Source organism: Vibrio sp. TRT 2004, from assembly GCF_050113735.1.
GTDB lineage: Bacteria > Pseudomonadota > Gammaproteobacteria > Enterobacterales > Vibrionaceae > Vibrio.
In genome coordinates, this window is record NZ_JBNJOH010000018.1 from 34,309 (window position 1) to 60,428 (window position 26,120).

At 42.9% G+C, this 26,120-nt stretch carries 18 protein-coding genes and 1 pseudogene; 6 read left to right on the forward strand and 13 right to left on the reverse strand.

The genetic code is table 11. The annotated features are described in order from the left end of the window. Positions 1–60 precede the first annotated feature (60 nt). Positions 61–552, reverse strand: a complete 492-nt coding sequence (locus ACQEXR_RS09460; protein WP_427020201.1) for a hypothetical protein — start codon at positions 550–552, stop codon at positions 61–63. A gap of 247 nt (positions 553–799) precedes the next feature. Here ACQEXR_RS09460 and ACQEXR_RS09465 point away from each other — a divergent pair, with 247 nt between their 5' ends. The 3 genes and pseudogenes from ACQEXR_RS09465 to napH all read left to right on the forward strand — a co-directional run bounded on the left by ACQEXR_RS09465 (position 800) and on the right by napH (position 4,427). Beyond that, positions 800–2,587 carry a cation:proton antiporter gene (locus tag ACQEXR_RS09465; RefSeq protein ID WP_427020202.1) on the forward strand — a complete coding sequence of 596 codons (1,788 nt, stop codon included), beginning with the start codon at positions 800–802 and terminating at the stop codon, positions 2,585–2,587. A gap of 406 nt (positions 2,588–2,993) precedes the next feature. Continuing rightward, on the forward strand, positions 2,994–3,581 hold the full coding sequence (gene napG, locus ACQEXR_RS09470; protein ID WP_427020203.1) for a ferredoxin-type protein NapG: 588 nt from the start codon (positions 2,994–2,996) through the stop codon (positions 3,579–3,581). Then, a pseudogene (napH, locus tag ACQEXR_RS09475) lies at positions 3,581–4,427 on the forward strand (quinol dehydrogenase ferredoxin subunit NapH). The gene napG and the pseudogene napH overlap by 1 nt, the downstream one beginning before the upstream one ends. 107 nt (positions 4,428–4,534) lie before the next feature. Here napH and ACQEXR_RS09480 read toward each other — a convergent pair. From ACQEXR_RS09480 to malT, 9 genes are all read right to left on the reverse strand, one after another. Beyond that, a complete protein-coding gene (locus ACQEXR_RS09480; RefSeq protein ID WP_427020204.1) occupies positions 4,535–5,275 on the reverse strand; it encodes a hypothetical protein in 741 nt (246 codons plus the stop codon). 87 nt (positions 5,276–5,362) lie between these two features. Then, positions 5,363–7,495 (reverse strand): peptidase domain-containing ABC transporter, encoded by a 2,133-nt coding sequence (locus ACQEXR_RS09485; protein ID WP_427020205.1) that lies wholly within the window; start codon positions 7,493–7,495, stop codon positions 5,363–5,365. A gap of 3 nt (positions 7,496–7,498) precedes the next feature. Beyond that, positions 7,499–8,767, reverse strand: a complete 1,269-nt coding sequence (locus tag ACQEXR_RS09490; protein ID WP_427020206.1) for an HlyD family secretion protein — start codon at positions 8,765–8,767, stop codon at positions 7,499–7,501. An 11-nt stretch (positions 8,768–8,778) separates the two neighbouring features. After that, positions 8,779–9,801, reverse strand: coding sequence for a radical SAM protein (locus ACQEXR_RS09495; RefSeq protein WP_427020207.1), 1,023 nt, complete (start codon positions 9,799–9,801; stop codon positions 8,779–8,781). Between the two features lie 244 nt (positions 9,802–10,045). After that, positions 10,046–10,303: a hypothetical protein gene (locus tag ACQEXR_RS09500; protein WP_427020208.1), complete on the reverse strand. Its 258-nt coding sequence runs from the start codon at positions 10,301–10,303 to the stop codon at positions 10,046–10,048. 59 nt (positions 10,304–10,362) lie between these two features. Next, positions 10,363–11,535 carry a glycosyltransferase family 2 protein gene (locus ACQEXR_RS09505; RefSeq protein ID WP_427020209.1) on the reverse strand — a complete coding sequence of 391 codons (1,173 nt, stop codon included), beginning with the start codon at positions 11,533–11,535 and terminating at the stop codon, positions 10,363–10,365. Positions 11,536–11,546: 11 nt separating this feature from the next. After that, the gene (locus tag ACQEXR_RS09510; RefSeq protein ID WP_427020210.1) at positions 11,547–12,917 is read right to left on the reverse strand and encodes a protein adenylyltransferase SelO family protein; all 1,371 of its coding nucleotides are present in this window, start codon (positions 12,915–12,917) and stop codon (positions 11,547–11,549) included. Further along, entirely contained in the window at positions 12,910–13,431 is a 522-nt protein-coding gene (locus ACQEXR_RS09515) for a toxin-activating lysine-acyltransferase (protein ID WP_427020211.1), read from the reverse strand. The genes ACQEXR_RS09510 and ACQEXR_RS09515 overlap by 8 nt, the downstream gene beginning before the upstream one ends. Before the next feature lie 683 nt (positions 13,432–14,114). Beyond that, positions 14,115–16,823: an HTH-type transcriptional regulator MalT gene (gene malT, locus ACQEXR_RS09520; RefSeq protein ID WP_138971251.1), complete on the reverse strand. Its 2,709-nt coding sequence runs from the start codon at positions 16,821–16,823 to the stop codon at positions 14,115–14,117. 568 nt (positions 16,824–17,391) lie between these two features. On the opposite strand from malT, the gene ACQEXR_RS09525 reads away from it, so the two are divergent. From ACQEXR_RS09525 to glgB, 3 genes are all read left to right on the forward strand, one after another. Continuing rightward, entirely contained in the window at positions 17,392–19,845 is a 2,454-nt protein-coding gene (locus ACQEXR_RS09525; protein WP_426953149.1) for a glycogen/starch/alpha-glucan phosphorylase, read from the forward strand. Between the two features lie 101 nt (positions 19,846–19,946). After that, complete coding sequence (malQ, locus tag ACQEXR_RS09530) at positions 19,947–22,127, forward strand: 4-alpha-glucanotransferase (RefSeq protein ID WP_427020212.1); 2,181 nt, start codon at positions 19,947–19,949, stop codon at positions 22,125–22,127. Between the two features lie 185 nt (positions 22,128–22,312). Beyond that, the gene (gene glgB, locus ACQEXR_RS09535; protein WP_426953150.1) at positions 22,313–24,490 is read left to right on the forward strand and encodes a 1,4-alpha-glucan branching protein GlgB; all 2,178 of its coding nucleotides are present in this window, start codon (positions 22,313–22,315) and stop codon (positions 24,488–24,490) included. 46 nt (positions 24,491–24,536) lie between these two features. On the opposite strand, the gene ACQEXR_RS09540 is transcribed toward glgB, so the two are convergent. The 3 genes from ACQEXR_RS09540 to ACQEXR_RS09550 form a co-directional block, all read right to left on the reverse strand. Then, the gene (locus ACQEXR_RS09540; protein WP_331427921.1) at positions 24,537–25,178 is read right to left on the reverse strand and encodes an START domain-containing protein; all 642 of its coding nucleotides are present in this window, start codon (positions 25,176–25,178) and stop codon (positions 24,537–24,539) included. 106 nt (positions 25,179–25,284) lie between these two features. Next, positions 25,285–25,698: an alternative ribosome rescue aminoacyl-tRNA hydrolase ArfB gene (arfB, locus tag ACQEXR_RS09545; RefSeq protein ID WP_138971256.1), complete on the reverse strand. Its 414-nt coding sequence runs from the start codon at positions 25,696–25,698 to the stop codon at positions 25,285–25,287. A 40-nt stretch (positions 25,699–25,738) separates the two neighbouring features. Continuing rightward, a complete protein-coding gene (locus ACQEXR_RS09550) occupies positions 25,739–25,978 on the reverse strand; it encodes a hypothetical protein (protein WP_138971257.1) in 240 nt (79 codons plus the stop codon). Positions 25,979–26,120 lie beyond the last annotated feature (142 nt).

The following is a 26,120-nucleotide window of genomic DNA, read 5'->3' on the forward strand; positions in this document are numbered from 1 at the left end:
AGGAATTGTTGACTCTGTCAATAGATATCGTGGTATCCATCATTTCTGATGGTAAAAGTGCTAACACGAACCAATTTGTTTGAAAGTTGGTCCGTGTTTTTGGCACTGAATATCGAGCTTGTGAAGCAGGGAAGGGAAGCCCCAACCATTTTCACCTTCAACCACTTTTTCACCAGTCAAATACTCAAACAGAGTAGGCGCTAAGGAACCATTGGCCTCCGATCTAAGTGGCGTTGCCGCTTGACCAATTGGTGTATAGCTGGTCAGTTCTCGCCACTGAGTGGCATTACACCATGTTTGGCTCTCATTCGGGTTCACACGTTCGTCAAACCTTGTTCCATCTCGATTGGCCATGATGCGTATTTGGCAGTGATTTTCACCGCAGGCTTGTTCACGTACGATCATATAGTCCAATGAATCATCTAGGTAGTTTAGGGATTCGGCAATAATGCCTACGCTTTTACCTTGTGCATTGTTCGGCTGCCAGTTGATTAACTCAGCGTAGACTGGCTGACTGTCCCACCCTTGCTTTGAATTGAATAGGTCGAACATGAAGTTGCCTCCAGTGGTTGAGGCGACAAAATTTGGTATGCCAATTTGGGATGCCTGTCCCTTGTTCGTCTTGTTCGCCTTGAACGGAAAAATACTCTGCGATAAGTTGACTAAGGTTTGGTTTATACCCCTGATGATTGAAAATGCTTGTTTTTCTTTAGAATCAGGATCATGCTACGAACCGTGAAAATCACACTGACTCCTCAGCAGAAAATCCTACTTCGCTCTTTATTTATAAGGATACTCAATGACTTCGGAGACGATTGCACTAACCCTCGCTAGTGTTGGCTTACTGGGTTTGATTTGCCAATGGGTTGCATGGCAGCTAAAACTTCCCGCTATTTTGTTTCTACTCATAGCTGGTTTGTTAGTGGGGCCTGTACTTGGTCTATTTTCTCCTCAAGAAGCATTGGGGGATCTATTTTTTCCAGTTATCTCTTTAGCGGTTGCAGTGATTCTTTTTGAAGGCAGCTTGACGCTCAATTTTAAGCAGATTAAAGGGATAAGTAAGAGTGTTTGGAGCATAGTAACGATCGGCGCTGTGGTGTCATTGATTATTACTACCGTGGCGACGCATTATTTATTAGGCCTAGATTGGGCGCTGGCATTTTTGTTCGGGAGCCTGACGGTGGTCACTGGGCCAACCGTGATAGTTCCCTTGCTACGAACGGTCAGACCGAGTTCGAAGCTCGCCAATATTTTGCGTTGGGAAGGGATACTTATTGATCCTCTAGGCGCGCTGTTTGTAGTGATGGTATACGAGTTCATTGTCTCGCACAGTCAAATGCACAGTTTGGCGGTATTTGGTTTGATTGCAGTGATTGGTTTTTCTGTCGGTATCGCCGCAGGTATGTTGGTTGCATCTATGATACGGCGCCACTGGCTACCAGAGTACTTACAGCCTTTTGCTGTGCTGACCATCTTGTTAGGCGTGTTTGCCTTATCCAATTACCTAGAACACGAATCGGGTCTATTGACAGTAACTGTGATGGGTATTTGGCTGGCGAACGCCAAAGGCGTCAACATTAGTCATATCCTCCACTTTAAAGAAAACCTGACTATTTTGTTTATTTCTGGCTTATTCATTCTGCTTGCTGCTAGGGTTGAGTTGAGTGACTTTGCTCAGCTTGGGTGGGCAGCTTTGGCGCTGTTTATCGTGATTCAGTTGGTGTCGCGCCCAGCTTCCATTTTCTTATCCACCTTGCGCAGCAATTTAGAAATTAAAGAGAAAGCATTTCTTGCTTGGGTGGCACCTAGAGGTATTGTTGCAGCAGCGGTGTCGTCTCTATTTGCCATTAAGCTAACTCAGCAAAATGTTGAGCAAGCCAACCTACTTGTCCCACTTATCTTTATGGTCATTATCGGCACCGTGGTGCTGCAAAGTGCCACCGCTCGTCCGATTGCCAATTTGCTTGGGGTCGCTGAGCCAGCACCAAGAGGCTTTTTAATCGTTGGCGCGAACGATGTGGCGAGAGCATTGGGTAAAGCGATTCAAACTTACGGTTGTCGCGTGCTAATGTCAGATACCAACTGGGATTATGTTAGTAAAGCACGCATGGGTGGTTTTGACAGCTATTATGGCAACCCGACTTCAAGTCATGCTGATGAATACCTTGATTTGATAGGGATAGGGCAAGTGTTGGCAGTTACGCCCGATCAGCACTTAAACTCGGTGGCTAGCGTGCATTTCTCTAATGAGTTTGGTCACCGTAAGGTGTTTAGCCTGCAAGATAAGAAAGAGCAGGAGAGGTTAGATAAGCATAGCCATAACTCGGAACACGCCTACTCTTTGCTACTCGGAGGCACGACTAGTTACAAGAAGCTCGCGAGTCTGATTAGCCAAGGCGCAGAAATAAAACACACTAAGCTGAGTGATAGCTTTGGTTACGAGGATTACCAAGAGCAGTATAAATCAGCGACAGTGGTGCCACTGTTTACGGTTAACAGCAAGCAGCACATTCAAATGCTTGCTCAAGCTGATGAAACGGTCCCAGTGAGTGGCGATATTGTCGTTTCTTTGGTGAAAGAGAGTTAACACTCTTAGAGTGATTTCTTTTTAGTGCCTATTTCAGCGATTTGTGATGCATAGCCGTCTCCAATTTTGATCTGACGCAATCAAGCTTGTGACTACCTCTTTTGGGGTGGTCGAATACAATGACAACTCACATAAACTAGAGCGTAAACAACTACAATTAACACGGTTATACGTATAAGAAGCAGAATTCAGAGAGATATTCTGTCAGAAGGCGCTTCAACTAGGATAATGTGATGAGCAAGCCTAAAACGACAACTTCTGAAAGCCGTCGGCGATTTCTCCGCGATACGGCGCGAACGGCTGCAGGTGTGTGCGCCGCCGCAACCATCTTGGGTTTATAGTCAGTACAAACACAAGCGAGAGACGGCAGCGGTGTGCCCGTCCGGGGCACTGGCTAAAGGAGAGTTTGAAAAAGCCTGCACACATGACGGACTATGTGTTCAAGCTTGCCCCATATGACACGCTAAAGCTGGCGACATTACTTTCATCGGTAGAGTCAGGCACACCTTACTTTAACGCCCGCGACATCCCTTGTGAAATGTGTGAAGACATTCCTTGTGTTGTTGCCTGCCCGAGTGGCGCACTTGATCCATCGCTTACGGATATTGATGATGCGCGCATGGGTACGGCAGTGCTCATTGACCATGAGGCCTGTCTTAACTGGCAAGGGCTGCGCTGTGACGTTTGTTATCGAGTTTGTCCGTTAGTGGATGAGGCGATTACGCTTGAACATATTCGTAATGAACGTACTGGTTACCACGCCAAGCTCATTCCTACCGTTCACTCCGATAAATGTACCGGTTGTGGTAAATGTGAGCAGGCCTGTGTGACTGAAGTGGCATCGATTAAGATTATTCCAACCGAACTTGCGAAGGGAAAAATGGGCTCTCACTACCAATTGGGTTGGGAAGAAGTGACTAAGCCTCTTGGCAATAGTGAACCAGATAGGGTGATTCCATCTGGGGCATTAGAAACCTTAGGAGGGAGCAAGTAATGGCTAAGAATTTGGCGAAAGACGCGGGTAAAGAGGCAAGGCAAAAACTTGGCTGGTGGCATGCTCATCGCTTTTTGATTTTACGCCGTTTATGTCAGTTCGGCGTGATTTGGTTGTTTCTACTTGGTCCAACGATTGGGATTCTAAAAGGCAACCTTTCATCTAGCCTGCTGCTTGATACCGTGCCGCTGACCGATCCTCTCATTTTTATGCAGATTGTCTTTACCGGACATATGCCAGAACTGAGTGCCATTATTGGTGTAGCGATTGTGGTGGTCTTCTATGCCTTGACCAGCCCTAGAGCCTTTTGTGGCTGGGTGTGTCCAATGAATGTCGTGACCGACTTTGCTGCTTGGCTCAAACGTAAGCTAGAGATCAAAGCGAGCTTTCGTTGGAATCCGCAGTTGCGTTACTGGCTGTTATTGGCGTTGCTGATTGGTAGTGCCGCCTCCGGAACCGTGCTGTGGAGCTGGATTGACCCTGTTGCGGCTCTTCACAGAGGGATTCTATTTGGTATGGGTGCAGGTTGGATTCTCATTCTATTGGTGTTTGTCGTCGATTTGCTGTTGGTTGACCATGGATGGTGCGGACACTTATGCCCACTCGGTGCGACTTATGGGGTTTGGGCGTAAAAGCGTTATTCGTGTTACTGCCACAAACCGAGAAGCATGTACCAAATGCATGGACTGCTACAACGTTTGCCCAGAGCCTGTGGTGTTACGTCAACCGCTTAAAGAAGGCGACAGACGGGTGATGGATCAGAACTGCATGAGTTGTGGTCGCTGCATTGATGTCTGTCCTGAAGATGTTCTTGTGTTCAAAACCACATCTAGAGCCAAGTTTTAGTACTATAAATCACCGCTTAAACTGCGATGGATTTGGCTGGTCAGGCATAGATTTCTTTTACGCTGGATGGGCTACGACAATCATCGTACCCATCATAAGTTGGCTTTCTAGCTATTAAACACACTGTCTAATAAACAAGATGTGATTTTTGCAACTTCAAAATTTGTTGTATCTATGTAACTACTGTCATTTTTATATTCAATTTCATCCAACAATCCGCTCCCCTTAACAGTAATATTGCTTATGCCCATTTTATGTAGGTCATCAATTGAATAATACCAACCATCAGTTTTTTCCTTGGTCTGACAACTATCTTTAACTGTTTGTCCGTAAGTGGTAATTTGTTGGTCAACACCGACATAACCAAAAAACGCAGTTTCTTTGATTCGTAAACGGTTTAAGTAAGCCATAAAGGCCGGTTTATCTTTCTTGGGGACGCTTAAACCCCATAGTTCATCTGATTGTTTGGTTCCTCCATGCCAACCAATTAATGAATTTGCATTGATCGTTATACTTTTAGCTGCGGGTAAAACATAATTTGCGCAAGACGAAAAGCAAAGCTCGCTCACTTCTACATCGAGGTTCATTTCTTTGACGAAATAACCAAATTCAATACCGACGGCCATATCCCCACCTGCGCTTGTGATCTTTAGCTTTTCAATCTGTCTATTGCTTTCACGAATAACCCGCACTGCTTCGAGAACACTTTCCCCCGTTATTATTCCGTCAAAAAACAACGTGTCGCCAACGGCCAAAACTTTATGTGGAGGTGGGTATATGGTAGGGAGGCTCTGACAACCCGATAATGTGAAAATAAATGCCATAGTAGTTATACTTTTGTTTTTCATATTACTTTCCTAATTATTAGTTTGTAATTTTATGCTTAACACCATAACTTTTATGAAACTCAATATTTACCGAGATTTCTACATTCTTTACCTTGCTCCGAATGAATTAGGAACTTCGGTTACACAACCATCCTGCAACAGTAAGACTCTATCTGCGGAGGCTATCGTCTCTGGTCGGTGAGCGATCATCAGTATAGGTAAACCTATATCCTTAATAGTTTGGCAAACCAAGGATTCCGTATGTATATCCAAGCTACTAGTTGCTTCATCTAATATCAGTAATTCTGGTTTTTTATATAGTGCTCGTGCTATTAAAATTCGCTGTTTCTGACCACCTGATAAACTCGCTCCCATCTCACCTACAAGTGTATGATATCCCATGTTCAAACATTCAATATCATCATGAACCCCAGCTCTCCGAGCACATTCGATTAACCATTCTTCATCTAGTTCGCTACCGAAAAAAGTTATATTCTCGATAATAGAACCACTAAATAATTGGTCATCTTGAAAAACAGCACCTACACGTTGCCTTATTTCCTTCATTGATAAGTTCGAGTTTCCAAAAAACTGGATGTCGCCTCCTATAGGCGTGTAAATACCTAGCAACAGTTTAGATATTGTGGACTTACCACATCCTGAAGAACCAATGAGAGCAACAACCTCTTTATGTTTGAGTTGAAATGATGCATTTTTTAGTAGCAGCGGCTCATTAACGCCATAAGAGAAGCAAACTTTCGAAAAAGTAACCAAATTATCGCTATTTGCGACCACTCCTCGTTGGCAAGGTACAAAGCCATGCTCATTATTCGTTTCTTTTTGAGTGAGCACGATATCAGCTAGCCTTTCGCTATAAACAGATAACATTTTGTACTCAAAATATTTGTCGATTAGAGAGCTGATACTGCCTGAAAATCGTCCTTGATAAGATAAAAAAGCGACAAGCATTCCAATAGAAAATTGACCGGATAAAACCAAATTGGCGCCAACCCAAAGTACAGAGGCGGATACTAGACTGATAATTGTTACGTTTATCGAGTTGTAAATCATTCCTAGCTTGAGTTCATAGAGTTGTGCATTTCTTCGATTAATATTGAGATTACGCCATGACGACTCGCGCCATGGAAGTGTGTCGTTAACGCGTAAACTCGATACACCTCTAACGGTTTCTAAGAAGTAACTTTCCTCTTTTGTATTGGCTTCCCAAGTATTCTCTTCAGCTCGCTTAAATGTGCCAAACCAAGCAAAACGTAATAGCACGTAAATCAGAGCAGCAATTATCGCAATGCCCGAAAGAACGGGACTGTAAAGCAACATAACGGTAAATGTACCTATTACCAACACCGAATCGAGCATTGCTTGTATCACACTTGTTGTGAGTGTGTTTTGGATGACATTGATGGAGTCAAATTTCGCACTAATACTTCCGATATCTCGTTTTTCAAACCAATCGATAGGCAAGCGGAATAAATGATGAAAAACATTGGCACTCCATTGCATATTGAAATTTACTGATAATGTAATCGTCGCCCAGTCTTTTGCCAGACCAATTAATGTCTGTGTTGCTGTGATAAGAAAAATAGCGATGATAATTAAAATCAACAGATTCTCATCATAGCCAACCAATACTTCATCAATCACAATTTGATTAAGCATAGGCATTAAAAGAGCAAGCGCCTCCAAGACCAATGCAAAAAGAAAAATCTTTATCAAAGATGCTTTTAAGCCTATCGTTTTACCAATAAGGTCAAGAACTCTAACTTTTTCTTTTTCGTCTCGTTTTTTAAACTCATGCGTTGGGGATAGTTCAAGAGCTATCCCTGTAAAGTGTTTATTGACTTCTGATAATGTAAGGTGAACTTCCCCATTAGCAGGGTCATGAATCTCTACGCGTTTACCTTTAACTGACTTCAAAACAACAAAGTGATTTAGGTTCCAATGTAAAATGCATGGGGTACTCAATTGCTCTAACTCACTAAGATCTAGCCGAACCGCTCTGCCAGATAGTTTTAGTAACTCAGCACATTCAATGAGCCTAGCGAACGACATTCCATGTTGAGTGATACCAAACTTCGTACGTAAATGCCTTAAGCTGATTTTATGACCATGCCAATCTGCAATCATCGCTAAGCAAGCTACGCCGCACTCCGCGCTTTCTGTTTGGCGTACCAACGCCAGTTTTTTACCCCACCCCCAATCTAATTGACTGTTAATTTCCATGGGCTAAATTTTTCCTTTAATGCTATATAACGGCTCTAATATCCATTCGTATATTTTACGCGTGTCAAGCTCAACATCAGCAGTCACAGTCATTCCTGAAACAAAATGTTCTTCACGGCCATAAACTGTAATGCTTGGCTTGTTAAGTTCGACTTTTACTTGGTATAGCCCTTCGACCTTAGCACCATTAACTAAACTTCGATTTGCAATCATTTCGGGCGCAACGGCTGATTTTGAAATACTGGTAATAGCGCCACTCTGCACGCCAAACTTTTCATATGGGAATGCATCAAACCTTAGCCTTACTTTTTGTCCAACTTTCATAAAGCCGATACTACGACTTGGCGCAAATAATTCGACGAACGCCTTATCATTTTCTGGCACAATAATCAGGAGGGGTTGGCCATTTGAGACTGAATGGCCTTCCTCAGCAAGAATTGAAGCGACAATCCCTTTTATCGGGGAACGTACTTGACTATCACTCTGATATAAAAATTCAACTTTGCTTTGAAACATGGCTTCTAACTGCCGATCTATCTCCTTCAAAGCGATGCTTAAATTGATGTCTAAATTATTAAGACTAGAGTGCTGGCTCTGTCTCTCTCTTTGAAGTCTCTGCAAATTCAAGTTATGTGCTTCGGATTGAGACTGCTTCGAAATAAAGTCTAGTTGTTGCTTCTGATAATCTATTTCAGACAAGAAATTGTTTTTAAGTAACACTTTCTGTTTGTTAACAAGTTGTTCAGTAAGCTCTAGTTCTTGCTGAGAAAGTTGCAGTACCTTATTTAATGTAGCGATTTCGGCATCCAGACGAGAGATATTTTCCATCAGAGCTTGGCGCTCAATTTTAACTTTCTCAGATTCTTGCAATCGTCTTTCAATAAGTAATTGATATTGGTTTTCGATTGAAGTTAAAATTCTTTGTTTTACGCCGATCCCCAAGTAATCAAAACGTTCTGTCTTTATTTCGTATAGCGGTGTAAGAACGTCGACTTTATCTCCTTCTTTTACAAAAAGTTTTTCAGCATACCCAGAGTCATTAGCCTGCACCTTAACCATACCTCCGAGTGGACTAACAACACCAAGTAATGTCTCCCTTCTTGTATACTCAGAAAGAGTAATGAAAGATACAATCGCGATTAACACTAATATCGAAAGCATGAGATAAACATTTTGATTAAATGACGTATTGAGCAAAATGTTCCCCTCATTAGACGTCTTTTGTGCATCAAAATATTCTGGTCGATATAAGTGTTTAGCCCCTGTGACCATATAATGACCTTTTAATCTAGGTTTTTCGTTTCGATAAGAGTATTGGGATCTACAGTTAATTTTCGATTGATCTTTTTCGAAGATATATCAGTCCCACATTGGCAGACCTTGGTACGACAACGAGTAGGGGTTATTGGTAAGGTGATCTGTTCATCATATATTGAGCCAATTGTGCCGTCTTGCATACACCATGCTCTGTATATTTCACCGGAAAAAGTGATCACCATACTCTCTACACCTGCATAACAATCCCAGCCGATGAAATTTACCTGATCGTTAATTAGTAGATCAAAAGTCGATAATGTTTCCTTGGAGTCATCTAAATATTCAACCTCTAGTAAAGCTCTAGGTTCTGGCAAGTTTTTCTCTTCAGGGCGACCTCTAAAAGTCTGCATTAATGACTCTTGTTCGTCGGTATAATCGTATCTTTTTGTGATACCACCATGACCAAATCCTTCATAGAGAGGTTGCAATGCGATTGAACACTTAACTTGTTCTTTCAAGCGTTGTGCAAACAAGTAGCAGTCGTCAAAGCGTTGAGGGTCCATCATTACGTTGACGTGTGCTCTCGTATTGCTTGAGCATTCAAGTATCTTTGCTACTTCAATAAAATGAGTTTCATCTTTTATATCGTTGACGTGATAACTTAGACTGACACCATTCAAATAACCGACGTTATCTCTCCACCATTGTAAAGATTTTGAACCATTAGAAATAATAGACACCAGTCCATTATTTTTATGAATAAAATTAATTAGATCGCTGAAATAACGAAGAATAGTAACTTCTCCACCACCAAACTCAAAATAAGGTCTAAGGCCAAGTTTTTTAGAATGATTTATTATTCTTTTTACAAAACCAATTGCAATACAATATGATGGAGATTTAATTGAACCGCTATTAAGGTCGGAATGGCAGTAATTGCATTTATAGTTACAACTATTAATTAAAGCCCAATTGATAGATAAGTAAGGACTTCTTATTTTGTTAACTTGATATGCTATTTTGGAAATGTTATTTCTATTTCTCATCATAAGTTGCAGCCATTATTTTTATAACTGATAAAATTGAGCTTTTTATACCTGTTATTACAAAAAATAACATTATATATAATGTTATTCCTTTAAATCCATTCATTTCGTTAATGTTTATATTGTAGAAGAATAGAACAACACCTAACAATATTGAAGCACTAATTGGAATTAACTTTATTTTATTCATCTTATAGCCCATTTGTTAAGAAAGCCTAGTAGTAATTACTACTAGGCCAATATGTATTTATTTATTGCAAGCTCCGCTTATTGCGCCGCCAAATCCTCCAAGAGCGGCACCACCAACAGCTCCCCCTAATCCCCCAGATAATCCCCCATTCAATGCTCCCGTAATTGCACCTCCCGCAATAGCTTGTGCACACCCTCTACTTGGTGAGTTAGCTTGTTGTGATACCCCACTAGAAGAAGCTGGATATCCACCTGAATATCCACCATCACCGCCGCCATCTACCATCATGATTTCATCTTTATTTAAGTTATACATAATAATTTCCTTCTTATTAATGCAGTAAAAGAGTACTGCGCTCGGTTATGATTAACTGATCATCGAGTTAACCATATTTTCTTCTTACCCAAAGCTTCATCAATATAACCCAGTAAATTTGGCAGCCATGTTATTGTTTCCAATAGCATAGAAAACACGGGTGCTTTTAATAGTTGTTTTGTAGTAAGTTCTTTTTTTAACTCATTGTCCAATATATATAAATGAACTAACATACAATAAAAAATAAAATTTATGATACCTAGAACAATAGGAATCCAAATATTAAATAAAATCATAAAAGTTAACAAAATAAAACTAGATGGAAAAATATATTGGGTTGCAGTAATCATGAACCATGGCGTTGAAAACAAACCTGCTAACCAATGCGTTTTCCAAGCTACGACATAGGCTTCTACACGCCCTCTGGCCCATCTTCGTCTTTGTTTAAATAAACCTTTTGTATCTATCGGGCATTGTGTAGTGGCTTTTGCTTTAGGGGCATAGCCTGTTTTATATCGGTTTGATATCGCCTTCCAACACCAAGCAATGTCCTCAACTAGCCATTCACTCCATCCGCCTAACTCTTTCACTACTGACGCTCTGTGTGCAACAAAAGCACCTGCTAGGACAGGGACACACCCAAGCCTATCTTGTGCTGCTCTAATTGCTCCGTAAAAACTAATATGTTCGTAATGTTGTAGTAAGCCAATGAAGCTATCTTGATAATTATTTGGAGTAATATATCCACAAACCGCTGCGTATCGATCATCAGACCACAACTTACTAACTAATTCTTTTATTCCATTTGGTTCGATAAATGTATCGCTATCAACGACAACATACACATCACCAGTTGCAATACCCAAATTGAGTACATAATCAAGTGCATATCCTTTACGGCCATCATTAATTGATTTCTTTATTAATTTATAGTTTTGTTTTCTAGGGTTTGATAACCACTTTTCAACTTCATTGACTGATTCATTTGTAGAACCATCGTCTATAATTAATACTTCGAGCTGATTAGGAAATAATTGACTATCTAGGTATAACAACGACTTGATCAAAACATCAGGTTCTTCATTATAATATGGGAGTAAAACAGATACTTTTGGTAGCGGTTTTACGTCATTACCTTCTGCTCTAAAATTGTATGCAACAAATAAGGTTATTGTAGTAAGTAAAGTAATCGCAGATGTTGTAACTAAAATTAATTCTATTAAATCAAGCATAATGTAATACCTCAACAGTAACGAGAAATTAAATTTTTAACAGACTCCTTAGAATACTTACTAATTTTTAGGTCTTTATCGTTTAAAATGTTAAAGGTAGAGTATTTAAAATCTCTCAGTTCGAAATTAACTTTATGTACTTCTAATCCTTTACTAGATGCTATTTCTCTTATAGTGCGTCTGAAACTTTTGTCGTTAAAATCACCGATGGACATTCGTTGAGTACTCACTAATGTTCTTTTTATATCCTTTGCGATCATTAGGTTCTTAAAACATTTATCGTAAACTCCTAACTCCTCCAAAATTGCCAAGTTTTCTTGATGATCCAATTCGTTGCAAAATGTATCTAAGAGTTTTCTTATCGAATTTTTTGAGAGTACACCACCAAAGGGCGAGTATTGATTTAGTGTAAGAGTGAAGTTCTTTATCCAATTAATAATCAATAAATGGTCATCCCAAACAGCGCCTACGCCATTAGCAATAATATAGTTACCGAAATCAGGGACAGCGGTCATTGTTCCGAAATCTAAAAATCGCCCATCAACACTGATATTTGAACTCGTTAGAGAACCGTGAGGAATGCCCTTAACTCTTGAGTAAGCGACCTGTTTCGCAATTCGTAAAACCATTTCATTGCAACAATGAAGTAACTCTTTTTCACTAGATAACTCAGTGCGGCTCAAATTAAGACTGATAGGTAGAAACTTAATGCACTCACGCACACGTTGAGCATCATTGTCTCTCAGATGTATATTTTCTGATGAAGGCCAAAAAAAAGTGCATCTTTCAAAATGTGCAGGCCTAATTGAGAATTCTCTTATTGCCAAGGCGCATGGTTTTTTCGGAGTATCCTCTAAATATAAGAAGTCCTCTAATACATTTGTCTTGATAATTGCCAACGTCCTTATTGCCCCGAAAGGCAAATGTTGATGACAAACTTCTCCCCAGATAGCTTCTGAAATAGCTTCATCCAAAAATAATTTTCCATTTGAATGTGACTTACTCATGTTTTCAGATAAAAGTGGAGTTAACCCTATTCCTTTGACATGAAAGCGACCATCATACCCACAGCGTGCACTTCCTCCATTACAGACTTCGTGTCTCGATCCGTAACGATCTGCACGAAATAATTTAGTGTCGGATTTAATCAAACGGTTTGAATTTGCATAACCATAAGAAACGTACGAGTAATTATTTATTATTTGTTGCTCTATTTCTTCGTTTGTACCATCGATCTGATACTTTCTAAGTAGACTTTTATTCAACCAAAGTACATGAGTGTTCTTTAACTTATATGTATTAAATGGGGCAAACGAAAGTTCAGGTAAGCACTCATTTTCAAATATGAATCTTTCATTAAATTTTAATGACTTTTCATTCATTGGAATTTTCCCTATTGTGCTTAATTATTGAACCTTCTGAGTTTCTAATGCTCACATTAACATCTTTGTAGGACATGCTAACTTTATGCCTTAATTTCCTATATAAGTTATGTAATGTAAAGCGTGTGTCAGATTTATTTAAACAAACAAAGTCAACAATAATTAAATTTTTTCCTTCATTCCAACACATTGGGTGTAAAATGAACTGTTTACTATTCAAATAACTGTAGAGTGTTTTTTCATCTACCCAAGCCCAAAGGATATAGCCTGTAGGATTTATATCTCCTTCATCATAAAAAAATAGGTATTGATTATGAAGGATTGCAGGCTTAATCCAATATAGAAAAGAGGGTATATTTATTTCGTGCCTTCTCTCATCTTTGGCGACGACTTCAACGAACAATCCTAATTCCTGTAAAGCTTCCTCTTTGAACTTTCCTTTAATCGGCTTCCCTGTGAATTTACTGTTGATTGAGCTTATTGAGTTTTCAATTTTTTTATTCAAAACTTTCATGACGATATCCTATTAAGATAAAAAATCAAACAAAAGCTAATAACAAATTAAATTACATATGTTTATAAAATAACCTATACACCTGTTTTTTTAATGGATATATGTTGTCGCTATCCAATTTTGATATTGTTCTCACTTCATGTGAGCTATATTTGAATTGTTGAGATATTCATTCCATATTCTAGTTTCTTTTGGTATGTAGGCGTTTTCATTCTTGGTTGTAGGTTTATTCTGCAAATATCCATATGAGCACTTGTTTTGAACAAGAAATAATATGGTTTTGCGTACATTGTCAGGCGACCATTTTTCATTGTAAATCGATGGATTTTAATCGGAATAGGACGAGGTGCTTGGTTATTACCAAGAATGAACATCATTGTTTTACGTTGAGCCTTTTTGTGAAAAACGACAGACATCTGTACAACACAGCTCTGATTAGATAGCTCTTTGGTTTATGAGATTGATGAGAAAGTTATATAACTGAGTGGAAGCAGAGAAAACTAAATACGCGGAATACAGTAGGACTCGTAAACGTATTGAATTAATGATTATAGATGAGTTGATTAGTGATGAAAAATAAAAGACCATATTGAATTATTCGAAAATTAACGAACTAATCTGAAACACGATCGAAGAAAATTAGCCACAACAAACATTAGTGGCTAATTGTTCATTTAAATTACCTAGTATCCCATTAACTGCAACAGGTTTTCGGCGGTTTTGACCGCCTCTTTTCTGTTGGCGATATTGAGTTTCTGGTACAAGTTGCGAATATGGGTTTTGATGGTTGTCCCCGCTACGTCTAGCTCTTGGGCGATCTGTTCGTTGCTAAAACCAGAATAGATCAGCCCGAGAACTTGCCATTCACGCTGAGTCAGTGGACTGGTGCGAACCAACTCTGGGATGTTCGGGTGGTTGACCAGCTTTTCAACAAACTCTTCATCAAAGTGAACAGAACTGCTGCGTTGAGTGGTTGAGATATCTTTGAGTAGCTGTTGTGCGCGGTGACGTTCTAAATCTCCCAGCTCATTCTTATGGTTGAGCTTCTCCAAGATATGACCCACTTTCGCGCCATCTATGAGGAAATTACCTAACATACCCGTCTGATTGGTCAGTGCTAATGCTTTCTTTAGTTGTTCACGAGCGCTCTCTTCGTCATCTTGTGAGATGGCGAGTACAGCGGAAACAATCAGGTTTCGGTTGGTGTCGGTCAGCAACTCATTTTCCTCTGCCTGTTGCTGGAGGAAATTAAGTGTCTCAGTGGCTTGGTCAAAAAGCCCTAGTATGATTTGCGCACGCGCAATATTACGCCACTGGAGTTGAGTAAAGTGGTTACATGCATGCTGAGGCTTAACTGTTGTTTCCAACCACTGTTTGATTGACTCGTGATCGCCGCGAGCCTGCCAAAATAGGATCAGAGAGAGCGAGGCGTTGGCAGTCCAGTCAACGTGATAGGTAGATTGTTTGAGTAAGTGAACAATCTGCTCGATAAACTTACCTGCCTTATCCAGCTCGCCTCGGCCAATCGCGATACGTGCCAGCATTGAGTAGCTATGTAAGTGCTTACTCGGGCTGTGGTTACCAAGGATATCCAGACCTTTATAGGCACATTCTTCTGCTTCATCCAGTCGATTCCAACACCATAGGATCTGGGCGCGTACACGAAGTAAGAACTCATGCAGCGGAACTTGTTGCAGTTGTTGTTCTTCTATCAGTTTAAAGGCGTTGTCTTGCACTTCGAAAGCGGCTTGAACGTAGCCCTGTGCAATCAGAATTTCACTTTGTTGCAGCATCGCCCATAAAGCCTGATGGTAGACCTGATACTGGCGAGCCAGTTTCTCTGTTTGCTGCATCATTGGCAGAGCTCGGCTAAGATGACCAAGTACGTGGTTGACCTCACCCACGACTGACGTCGCAACAATACGGCTACGGTAAACCGTGCTGTCCAACTGGCTTAGCGCCAGTTCTGCTAACTCTAGCGCTTGTTCTGGTTCGTTACGGTTAATGGCAACCTGAGCGCGAAGGGCATTGAACTCACCTTGCTCTTTGGTGCTTAGAACCACATTGAGCTTACTCATCTCTTGGTCAGCTTTTGATAGCAGGTCACCAACATCGTTGTAGCGGTGCTGACTCTGCGCTAGCCAAGCCTGCAACATACAAAGCTTAGGTTCACTGTAGAGCTGTTCTGTGGTGAGAGAGTTGATCGCTTTTTCGAGTGTTTGCAGCTCACCACCATTAAACATCTTCCAGCCATACTGAGTCAGGATATCTGCGGTTAACTGGCTGTCTTTGGCTTCTTGTGCATGACGAAGAGCTTGATGAGGCGAGGAGAGTTTTAGCCACGCTTTAGCGGCTGCATGGTGGAGTTGCTTCTCTTGCTGAGGAATTCTCGCACTGCGCTCGTGAGCAAGGAACTCGGCAAACAGATTATGGAAACGGTACCAGTTTTGCTCTCCCTCGAGAGGGTGAATAAACAGACCAAAGCGATTGAGAGACTCGATCATGCTCAGTGCATCTTCTCGCTGAGTCAGTTCAGAGACCAGTTGATCGTTAAAGTGATCAAGGACAGAACACTGAAGCAAGAATTGGCGGGTTTCGGTATCTAAAAGATCAAACACTTCTTCTATCAGGTAGTCCCAGAGGTGTGCGTGGTTGAACTGAGAGAAAGACTCGGCCGACTGAGCGAGAGTTTTGTTTTGATGCTGCGCTTGCAGAGCGATCAACTGTAGTGCTGATGGCCAGCCTTCTACGTAGTTACGTAAATTGGTCGCGGTGGTATCGTCAATGCCATCGGCGATACGTTGATTAAAGAAGCGCGTTGTCTCTTCGGTATCGAAGGCGAGCATTTCGTCGCCGATCTCGATCATTAAGTCTCGCACGCGAAGGTTAGCCGTCCCCAGTGGTGGTGCTGCTCGGCTGGTCACAACCAGTGTGAGGTTGTCTGGCATATGCTTGAGGAAAAAGCGCATAGCTTCGTGAATTTCGTCATCAGAAATCAGGTGATAGTCGTCCAGAACCAAATAACACTCTTGATGAAATTGAGACATCTCAGTGAAAACTTCACCGAATAGGGAGTGAAGTGAAGAGAATTGGCGTTTTTCTGCAAGTTTTTGCGAGTTTGGGCAACTGCCATCGGTGGCTTTGTTCAGTGCCTGAAGCAGGTAGTTCATAAAGCGAAAAGAATCGTTGTCACTTTCGTCAATGCTGTACCAGCCGACGTGTGACTTGTCCGATAGCCATTGAGCTGCCATGGTGGTTTTACCATAGCCAGCGGGTGATCGGAGTAGCACCAATTTGTAGAAAGGAGCCTGCTGGAGCAGATCTAATACCCTTGGTCGTACAATGGCGTTATGTAATCGACCCGGACGCGTTAACTTAGAAGGAATCCACATCTTTTTATTCCCTATTATCCTTCCACTTTCCGTGGAGCAGCGAAGTTACCCGAAGGTGAAACACTTAATTGTGTAAATATTAACCAGTAAAGCTTATTGGCAATGATGTTACTTGAGAACAATCATAACCGTTATTGATCAACAATGGGTTTTTCGCTTAATTCACATTTTGCTACCTGCTACGCCCCTTTATTGTGATGAATGTCTCTTATTGGATCTGTGTGAGATGAGATTTTAGTGCCTGTTTGCACGAGAAATCATGAAAATTGCACTGCGAAGTAAAACTTAATGTGATCGAGTATGCATATTCATCAATTGTGTATTTTTCTCGACACCTATCTTTAATAAACCAGATATAGGCTAAATTGGTTGACGGTGTGATCTCAATCACCCGAGCTGTGATGTTAGGAAAACTTAATGAGACCTAGATCACTGAGCTACTGGTTGTACGCCCTCTACGCCCTTTGTCCTCCTCCTAAAATGGCTAGGAGTAGGAGGATGTTTTGCCAATCATGTCGATGCACGATATGGCACAGATGGATTGAAACCAATAAGTGAGATTTCTCTAATGAAACCTACGCAACAGAAAAATTTTGATAAAGCAGTGTTCCAAGCTGATGTGAAAAAACACCTTTCAGCGACTTACGCTAAAACTGTAGAAACAGCGACTGCGCGTGAGTGGTACCTAGCAATGGGCAAAGCACTGGCAGAACTAACAACCTTTGACTTGCTTAAGACTGAGCAGGATCCGAAGATCAAAAACGCGAAAAGCGTAAACTACTTGTCATTAGAGTTCCTTATTGGTCGTCTGACGGGCAACAACTTAATCAGCATGGGTTTGTACGATCAAATCACCGTAGCGATGGAAGAGTTGGGTCAAAACCTGACTGACCTTCTTGAAGAAGAGCGTGACCCATCACTGGGTAACGGTGGTCTTGGTCGTCTAGCAGCATGTTTTATGGATTCTTGTGCAGCACAAGAGTACCCAACGGTGGGTTACGGTCTTCACTATGAATACGGCTTGTTCAAGCAATCATTCAAAGATGGTCGTCAGCAGGAAGCACCAGATGCATGGCGCGGTGTTGAAGGCTACCCATGGGAAGTGGCTCGTCCTGAATTGGCACAAGAGATCGGTTTTTACGGTCATGTTGAAGTGACGCATGAAAACGGAAAAGAAGTCCGCAAGTGGGTACCTGGCATGACGGTAAAAGCAATGCCTTGGGATCTGCCAATTGTTGGTTACGAGTCTGACACGGTATACCCACTGCGACTTTGGGAATGTCAGGCTATAGCGCCTTTCTCACTAGCAAGCTTCAACAACGGTGACTACTTCGAAGCTCAGCATGCGCTGATCGACGCTGGTAACATCACTAAAGTTCTATACCCGAATGACAACCACGAGAAAGGTAAGACACTGCGTCTAATGCAGCAATACTTCCACTCGGCAGCATCAGTTCGCGATATTCTGCGTCGTCACGAGCAAGCAGGTTTTGCATTGGCGGATCTGCCTAAGCAAGAGACTATCCAGCTAAACGATACTCACCCAACAATCGCTATCCCAGAATTGATGCGCATTCTTCTTGATGAGAAAGGCTTATCTTGGGATAAAGCGTGGGAAATCAGCTCGAAGACTTTTGCTTACACCAACCACACACTTCTTCCAGAAGCATTGGAAACTTGGCCTGAATCTCTGATCCAGCGTCTGCTTCCACGCCACATGGAAATCATTTTTGAAATCAACCACCGCTTCCTACAAGAAGTTCGTGCAATGTGGCCTGGTGATGGTGAGAAACAAGCTAAGCTATCTATCATTCAAGAAGGCTTCAACCGTATGGTTCGCATGGCTAACCTATGTGTGATTGGTTCATACGCAGTAAACGGTGTTGCCGCTCTGCACTCAGAATTGGTTAAGAAAGATCTTTTCCCTGAGTTCCACGAAATGTACCCAACTCGTCTACATAACGTGACAAACGGTATTACTCCACGTCGTTGGTTGAAGTTCTGTAACCCGGGCCTGTCTCAACTTATCACGGATAAGATTGGCAGCGAGTGGCCGGCGAAACTGGAACTGCTAGAAGGTATTGCTCAGTACGCTACTGACGCAAAATTCCAGAAAGAGTTCATGGCTGTTAAGAAACAGAACAAAGAGCGTTTGGCGAAGTGGGTTAAAGACAACATGGGCATCGAGCTTGATACCAATGCGATCTTTGACGTACAAATCAAGCGTCTGCATGAGTACAAGCGTCAGCATCTAGACTTGCTACACATCCTGTCGCTGTACCACCGCATCATTAACGAACCTGGTTTCGAATGCACGCCACGTGTTGCATTCTTCGCAGCGAAAGCAGCGCCGGGTTACCACCTAGCGAAAGAAATCATCTTTGCTATCAACAAGATTGCGGACAAGATCAACAACGATCCGCGTATTGGCGATAAACTGAAAGTGGTCTTCATTCCTGACTACCGCGTGAGCATGGCTGAAATCATTATTCCTGCGGCGGATGTATCTCAGCAAATTTCTCTAGCGGGTAAAGAAGCATCGGGCACGGGTAACATGAAGATGGCGCTGAACGGTGCATTGACTATCGGTACTATGGATGGCGCTAACGTTGAGATTCGTGAAGAGGTGGGTGATGAGAACATCTATATCTTCGGTCTTGAAGTTGACCAAGTCGTTGCGACTAAAGCAGCGGGTTACAACCCTTACGACTACTACCACGCAGATCCTTTGCTAAAAGCGTCACTAGACCTGCTAGTGGGCGAAGAGTTCACACCTGGTCAACCTGGCCTGCTAAGAGCAACGTACGACAGCCTGCTTGATGGTGGTGACCCATACTTATGTTTAGCGGACTTTGCATCATATGTTCAGGCGCACGAGGCGATGGGTGCACAGTACAAAGACCAAGCTGGCTGGGCGAAGAAAGCCATCTTGAATACGGCCTTGATGGGTAAATTCACCTCAGACCGTTCGATTCGAGACTACGTCAATAACATTTGGAAATTAGAAGCGGTATCGCGCTAATTGAACCAGACAAAGCCAAGGCCTAGCGCCTTGGCTCTACTCTTTATAACGATTTAATAACCCTACATTTTGAAGGTATAAGCAGTCCTTCGGAGAGAGCGATGAAACAAGATAACGCATTAAAACAAGTCGCTGAAATGGCGAGAATTGCCGACAGCTACGTAAGCGCGTGGGGAGATGAAGCAAAAGTTGCTGATGAAACAATTCGTCGACTACTCGCTTCTTTAGGCTATGACACAACCAATGATGAAACTCTTCTAAAATCAGCGGAGAAAAAGCACAAGCAAGAGGTGCTCGCTTCTGTTCAGGTAGTCCGTGATGGAGAGCCAATTGAAGTGGTGCTCAATCTTGGTGCGAGTGCTCGCGAAAGTGAGTTCAGCTGGCGTCTCGATACAGAGCAAGGAGAGGTACTTGAAGGCTATCTTCAATCGCAAATCGTTCGTGATGAGCGCAAAGAGGGTGGCCCTTTAGTGTTTGCATTACCAAGTGATATTGCTTGGGGTTATCACAAACTGACGATTTCTCGTAAACGTCGTAAAGCGCCTTATGAAATGACGCTAATTGTGACGCCAAAAGCATGTTACAAGCAGGATGCTATCGTCGATGGTAAGAAAATGTGGGGCCCAAGTGTCCAGCTTTATACGCTACGCACTCAGCATAACTGGGGTATTGGTGATCTCGGGGATCTGAAACAGTTAGTGGCAGATATCGCTTCCCGCGGTGGTGATTTTGTTGGTCTTAACCCTATTCATTCACTGTTCCCTGCCAACCCAGAAGGCGCGAGCCCATACAGCCCTTCATCGCGTCGTTGGTTGAACATTCTCTACATTGATGTGAGCTCAGTACCTGAGTTTTCGCTTAGCATTGAAGCGCAGCAAAAAGTGGGCAGTGCGGAGTTCCAGCAACGTCTACAAAAAGCACGTGAATCTCACTGGGTGAATTACAGCGAAGTCGCGGATCTCAAAATGAGTGTGCTACCGCAGCTGTTTACTGAGTTTAAAAAGCGTCATCTGGATAAAAATAGCGAACGTGCACAGGCTTTCTTAGCGTTCGTCGAAGAAGGTGGCGAAAGCCTAATTCACCAAGCTGCGTTTGATGCTCTGCATGCGCAACTGCATGCGAAAGATTCAAACATCTGGGGCTGGCCAGTATTCCCGGAAGAGTTGCGTAAGTTTGAAAACCGCGCGGTTCAGGATTTTATCGAGCAAAACAAAGATCAAGTACATCTTTACATGTACCTGCAATGGGTGGCTGATATCCAAATTAAAGAGGCGCAGGCTCTAGCAGAAGAGAAAGGCATGTCTGTTGGCTTGTACCGTGACCTTGCCGTCGGTGTTGCGGATTCTGGTTCAGAAACATGGGCAGATGAAGGTAGCCTAGTCATGGATGCGAGCATTGGTGCTCCACCAGATATTCTTGGTCCTTTGGGTCAGAACTGGGGTCTACCACCGCTTAACCCGCAAGTGCTGCAGGCGACAGGCTATGATGCCTACATCAAGTTACTGCGCGCTAACATGAAGCATTGTGGTGCACTGCGTATTGACCATGTATTAGGTTTACTGCGTTTGTGGTGGATCCCTAAAGGTGAATCTGCGACTCAGGGTGCTTACATCTACTACCCAGTAGAAGATATGTTGGCAATTCTTGCTCTGGAATCACACCGTCACCAATGTAGTGTGATTGGTGAAGACTTAGGTACTGTGCCGGATGAGATTGTTGATATTCTGCGTGACGCAGGTGTTCACTCATACAAGGTATTCTTCTTCGAAACGTCAGAAGAAGATGGCGGCTTTATCTCTCCGGCACACTACGCTGAACAGTCTATGTCTGCTCTGTGTACGCACGATATGCCGACCCTACGTGGTTTCTGGCATTGTGATGACCTGAAAATGGGTCAAGAGCTTGGTCTGTACCCTGATGCTAAGCAACTAGAGGGTCTGTTCGCAAGCCGTCTGGAATGTAAACAAGGTATCCTAGATTCCGTTGCATGGCACGGTTACTTGCCTGAAGGCGTTGGTCGCGATGCTCAGTACGTACCTATGGATTCCTACCTAGCGGAAGCACTGCAACTGCACGTTGCTGCGGGATCTTCGACCCTGCTGAGTATTCAGTTGGAAGATTGGCTGGAAATGGACAAGCCAGTTAACATTCCAGGCACGGTTGACGAGTACCCGAACTGGCGTCGTAAGCTGTCGATGAACCTTGATGAGGTTTTTGCTCATGAAGGGGTAAATCGTATTGCTCATAAGCTCACCGAAGTTCGCGCTAAAGTGAGTAAATAAAACGGATTTACAAGGTGTACATGGAAAATTTTTCGGTCAGGTCACTCTATGTAAACGCCGAATTCGCTACACTGTTGTAACGCTAATTAAGCCCGCTACCTAGCGGGCTTTTTGGGTCATAGAACCCCTTTATATTTCAGCCAAACTCATTTGAATAAAGAAAGTTAGGTTAGGGAGAGAATAACTTGAAAACGACAACGTTAGATAAGGCGACAAAGATATATAACCAACTTTCACATGCGACATTTTCTGACCCTTTTTCTTTCATCGGCCCATTTTTAAGTGGTGAACAAGAGGCATTGCGTGTTTGGATGCCAGGTGCGGACAAAGTTGAGTTAGTTATTGATGATCAACGTATCGAACTTGAACGTGAGGACGCTTCGGGCTTTATCCTCAAACAAAACAAAGATCTACGCTTTAGCCACTATCTATTAGCCGTTGATTGGAATGGAACCGAACAACTGATTGACGACCCATATCAATACCACACGATTTACGCAGAGTATGACGATCTGCATACACCAAAAGAGATGTACAAGCACATGGGTGCTCAATTCATCACTTTGGAACGAGATGGTAAACAGATCTCCGGTATCCGCTTTCTGGTTTATGCACCGCATGCGTCAGCGTGTAGCTTAGTCGGTGAGTTCAACCAGTGGGATGGTCGTCGCACGCCAATGCAGCGTCTCGATTATGGTATCTGGGGTATCTTCATTCCAAACCTCGCTGAAGGCACACAGTACAAGTTCGAATTAAAAGGTCCTAATGGTGAAGGCTTACCGCATAAAGCGGACCCTTGGGGCGCATACTCTGAGCAATATCCATCGTTTGCTTCTGTGACTTATGATCACAACCGTTATCAGTGGAATGATAAAACATGGCAAGAGCGAGAAGTTACACAGAAACGTAAGCAGGCGCTCTCATTTTATGAGCTACACGCAGGTTCTTGGCGCCGCAATGCCGATGGTGATTTCCTTAACTATCGCGAACTGGCGGATCAGTTAATTCCTTATTTAGTCGATATGGGCTATACACACGTTGAACTGATGCCGGTTTCTGAGCACCCATTCTATGGTTCTTGGGGCTATCAGCCGGTTGGCCTGTTTGCGCCAACCAGCCGTTATGGTTCGCCAGACGACTTCAAATACTTTGTTGATCAATGCCATCAGTCGGGTCTTGGCGTGGTACTCGACTGGGTTCCTGCGCACTTCCCATCGGATGACCATGGCTTGGCGAACTTTGATGGCACGCCACTGTTCCATGATCCAGACCCGCGTCGTGGTTGGCATCAGGATTGGAACTCGTACATCTACGATCTTGGTCGTGAGCATGTTCGCCGCTTCCTCGTGTCTAACGCGCTTTACTGGTTTGAGCAATTCCATATTGATGGTATTCGCGTTGATGCGGTGGCTTCAATGCTATATCTCGACTACTCGCGCAGTCACGATCAATGGATTCCAAATGTCGATGGTGGTAACGAAAACTACGATGCTATCGCAACCCTTAAGTGGATGAACGAAGAAGTTTACAAACACTTCCCGAATGCCATGACCATTGCTGAAGAATCGACCGCTTTCCCTGGTGTTTCTGCGCCAACCTTTATGGGCGGATTGGGCTTTGGCTTTAAGTGGAATATGGGCTGGATGCATGACTCGTTATCATACATTCAGGAGGATCCTGTTCATCGCAAATACCATCACGATACCATCACTTTCCCATTAGTTTACGCTCATAGTGAAAATTACGTTCTGTCTCTGTCACATGATGAAGTGGTTTACGGTAAAGGCTCTATTCACAACAAGATGCCGGGGGATGAGTGGCAGCAAACAGCAAACTTGCGCGCTTACCTCGGCTACATGTATGCACAACCTGGTAAGAAGCTCAACTTTATGGGCGCTGAGATTGGTCAGACTGCGGAATGGAATCATGATGATCAGCTACAGTGGTTCTTACTTGAATTTGAACGTCACCAAGGTGTGCAGAGCCTAACCAGAGATCTTAATAAGCTTTACGCAAGTGAAAGAGCGATGCACGAACTCGACTGCGAACCGCGCGGTTTTGAGTGGCGTCTACAAGATGCGGCAGAAGCCTCGATTTTGGCTCATGAACGTTTGAGTGACAACGGTGAGAGAATTTTGGTGATCACCAACTTCACACCTGTTCCTCACGACAATTTCAGGCTAGGCGTACCTTTGGCAGGCGAATATGAATTGCTGCTCAATACGGACAGTGCTAAATATCATGGTAGCGATTATTCAGTTGCACAACAGGTAACGACCGAGGCAGTAGAAAGTGAAGGATTGGCACAATCTATTTCACTGCGTCTGCCTCCACTAGCGACCGTATTCTATAAGTTTAAATAGCTAAATAATAAGTAACACAAGGGTCAGCTTCCATCGCTGGCCCTTTTTATTGGCTAAGATCAGGCTTTGAATCGTCTTGATAGTTTGGTAACTGCTGCTTGAGACCCTTAAAAGTATTGCGAGCGCTCTCTTTAGCCAATTTGTTGATTAGCCAGTTAGGCAGAGCACCGCCAGGATTAGCAAATGCGGTGTACTCTATTAACGTCATTCCGTTGGTTAGCTTTTGCAGTGTCCAAGTCGCTTTCACTGCGGTAATACGGATGTAACCATCTTGTTCGGGCAAACTTGCGGGAGGGGCATCTTTGATATTTAGCGTAAAGCCTATCTCATCCACGGAGTATTTTGAGTAAGTCACCATATCGCGATCTTTGGCGGGCCAGGGAGCGGAAAACTGGGTGTAGACAATGTTTTCGTTTGGTGAGATTTGCCTTACAACGCGGCTGTGACTGACGTTATCAATCCAGTTGGGCACATTCTCCGTGTCTTCTAACAGGGTGACAAAAGCCCCATAACTGGTTGGCGCAAACATACGTGCGCGAATTTCTACCAGTCCATCACTATGATGGCGGGAGAAGATGGTGATTCCGTCTTTGTCACCTTCAAATTGCCAATGGGTTGATGCTTGGCAATAACCGATACCTGATAGTATCAACAGGGCATAAATGAGGCTTTTCCTTAAGCTTGTCATAACCTTACTCAACGATTAATTTGTGATTTAATTCAAGCATACTTACAGTACAGAGCAAAGTCTCCCTATTAGGAAAGGAGACAATTGGCATCCAAGGGTCGAACGGTTAGTGCTGCACGCGTCCGCGCAGGGATTTCGTTTGTGATTTAATTCCCTTACTCTTGAGCCTGCGCTCTTTAGATGCTCTGGTTGGCTTGGTTTCGCGGCGTTTTTTCTGCACCACCATCGCAGAACGGATAAGCTCCGCTAAGCGATTGAGCGCATCCTCTTTGTTCTGCTCTTGGGTTCGAAATTGCTGCGCCTTGATGGTGATAACCCCCTCTTTAGATAGACGGGAATCTTTGAGGGCGAGTAGACGCTCTTTGTAGATAGCTGGCAGAGTAGAATGCTTCACGTCGAACTGAAGATGAATCGCAGAGGACACTTTATTCACGTTCTGACCGCCTGAACCTTGCGCTCGTATAGCGGTCAGTTGGATCTCCCAGGATTGAAGGGTAACGGTATTAGAAATCTTCAGCATTAGGGCTTACGACAAAAACAGACACCGACCTATTTTAGCCTTACTGAAACTCTTCGCCATGGTTTTCGAGTTTCTTATGGCCACACTCCTGACAGACTACATAGCGATCAATCAATTCTAGAGAAGCCAGCGCACCACCGACGGCAGCACCACTAACAAATCCAGAAAGAAAGGCCTTAAATTGTTCCTTTTTGCTTTTACCGTACTTCGACGGTTTCTGCTTTATCAGTTCTTTGTGCTCGGTCTCTTTGGCACATTTTTCACACCATTGGATAGTCATATTATCACCTTATCACCTTATCACTGTCTTGCTGCCAACTGACGAAAATGCCAACGATTACCAGTCTAATGTGAGTGAGTTCATATGTCATCATTGATAAATGGTAATTTATGATTGTAGTGCCGAGTCGCTAGCGGCAGCG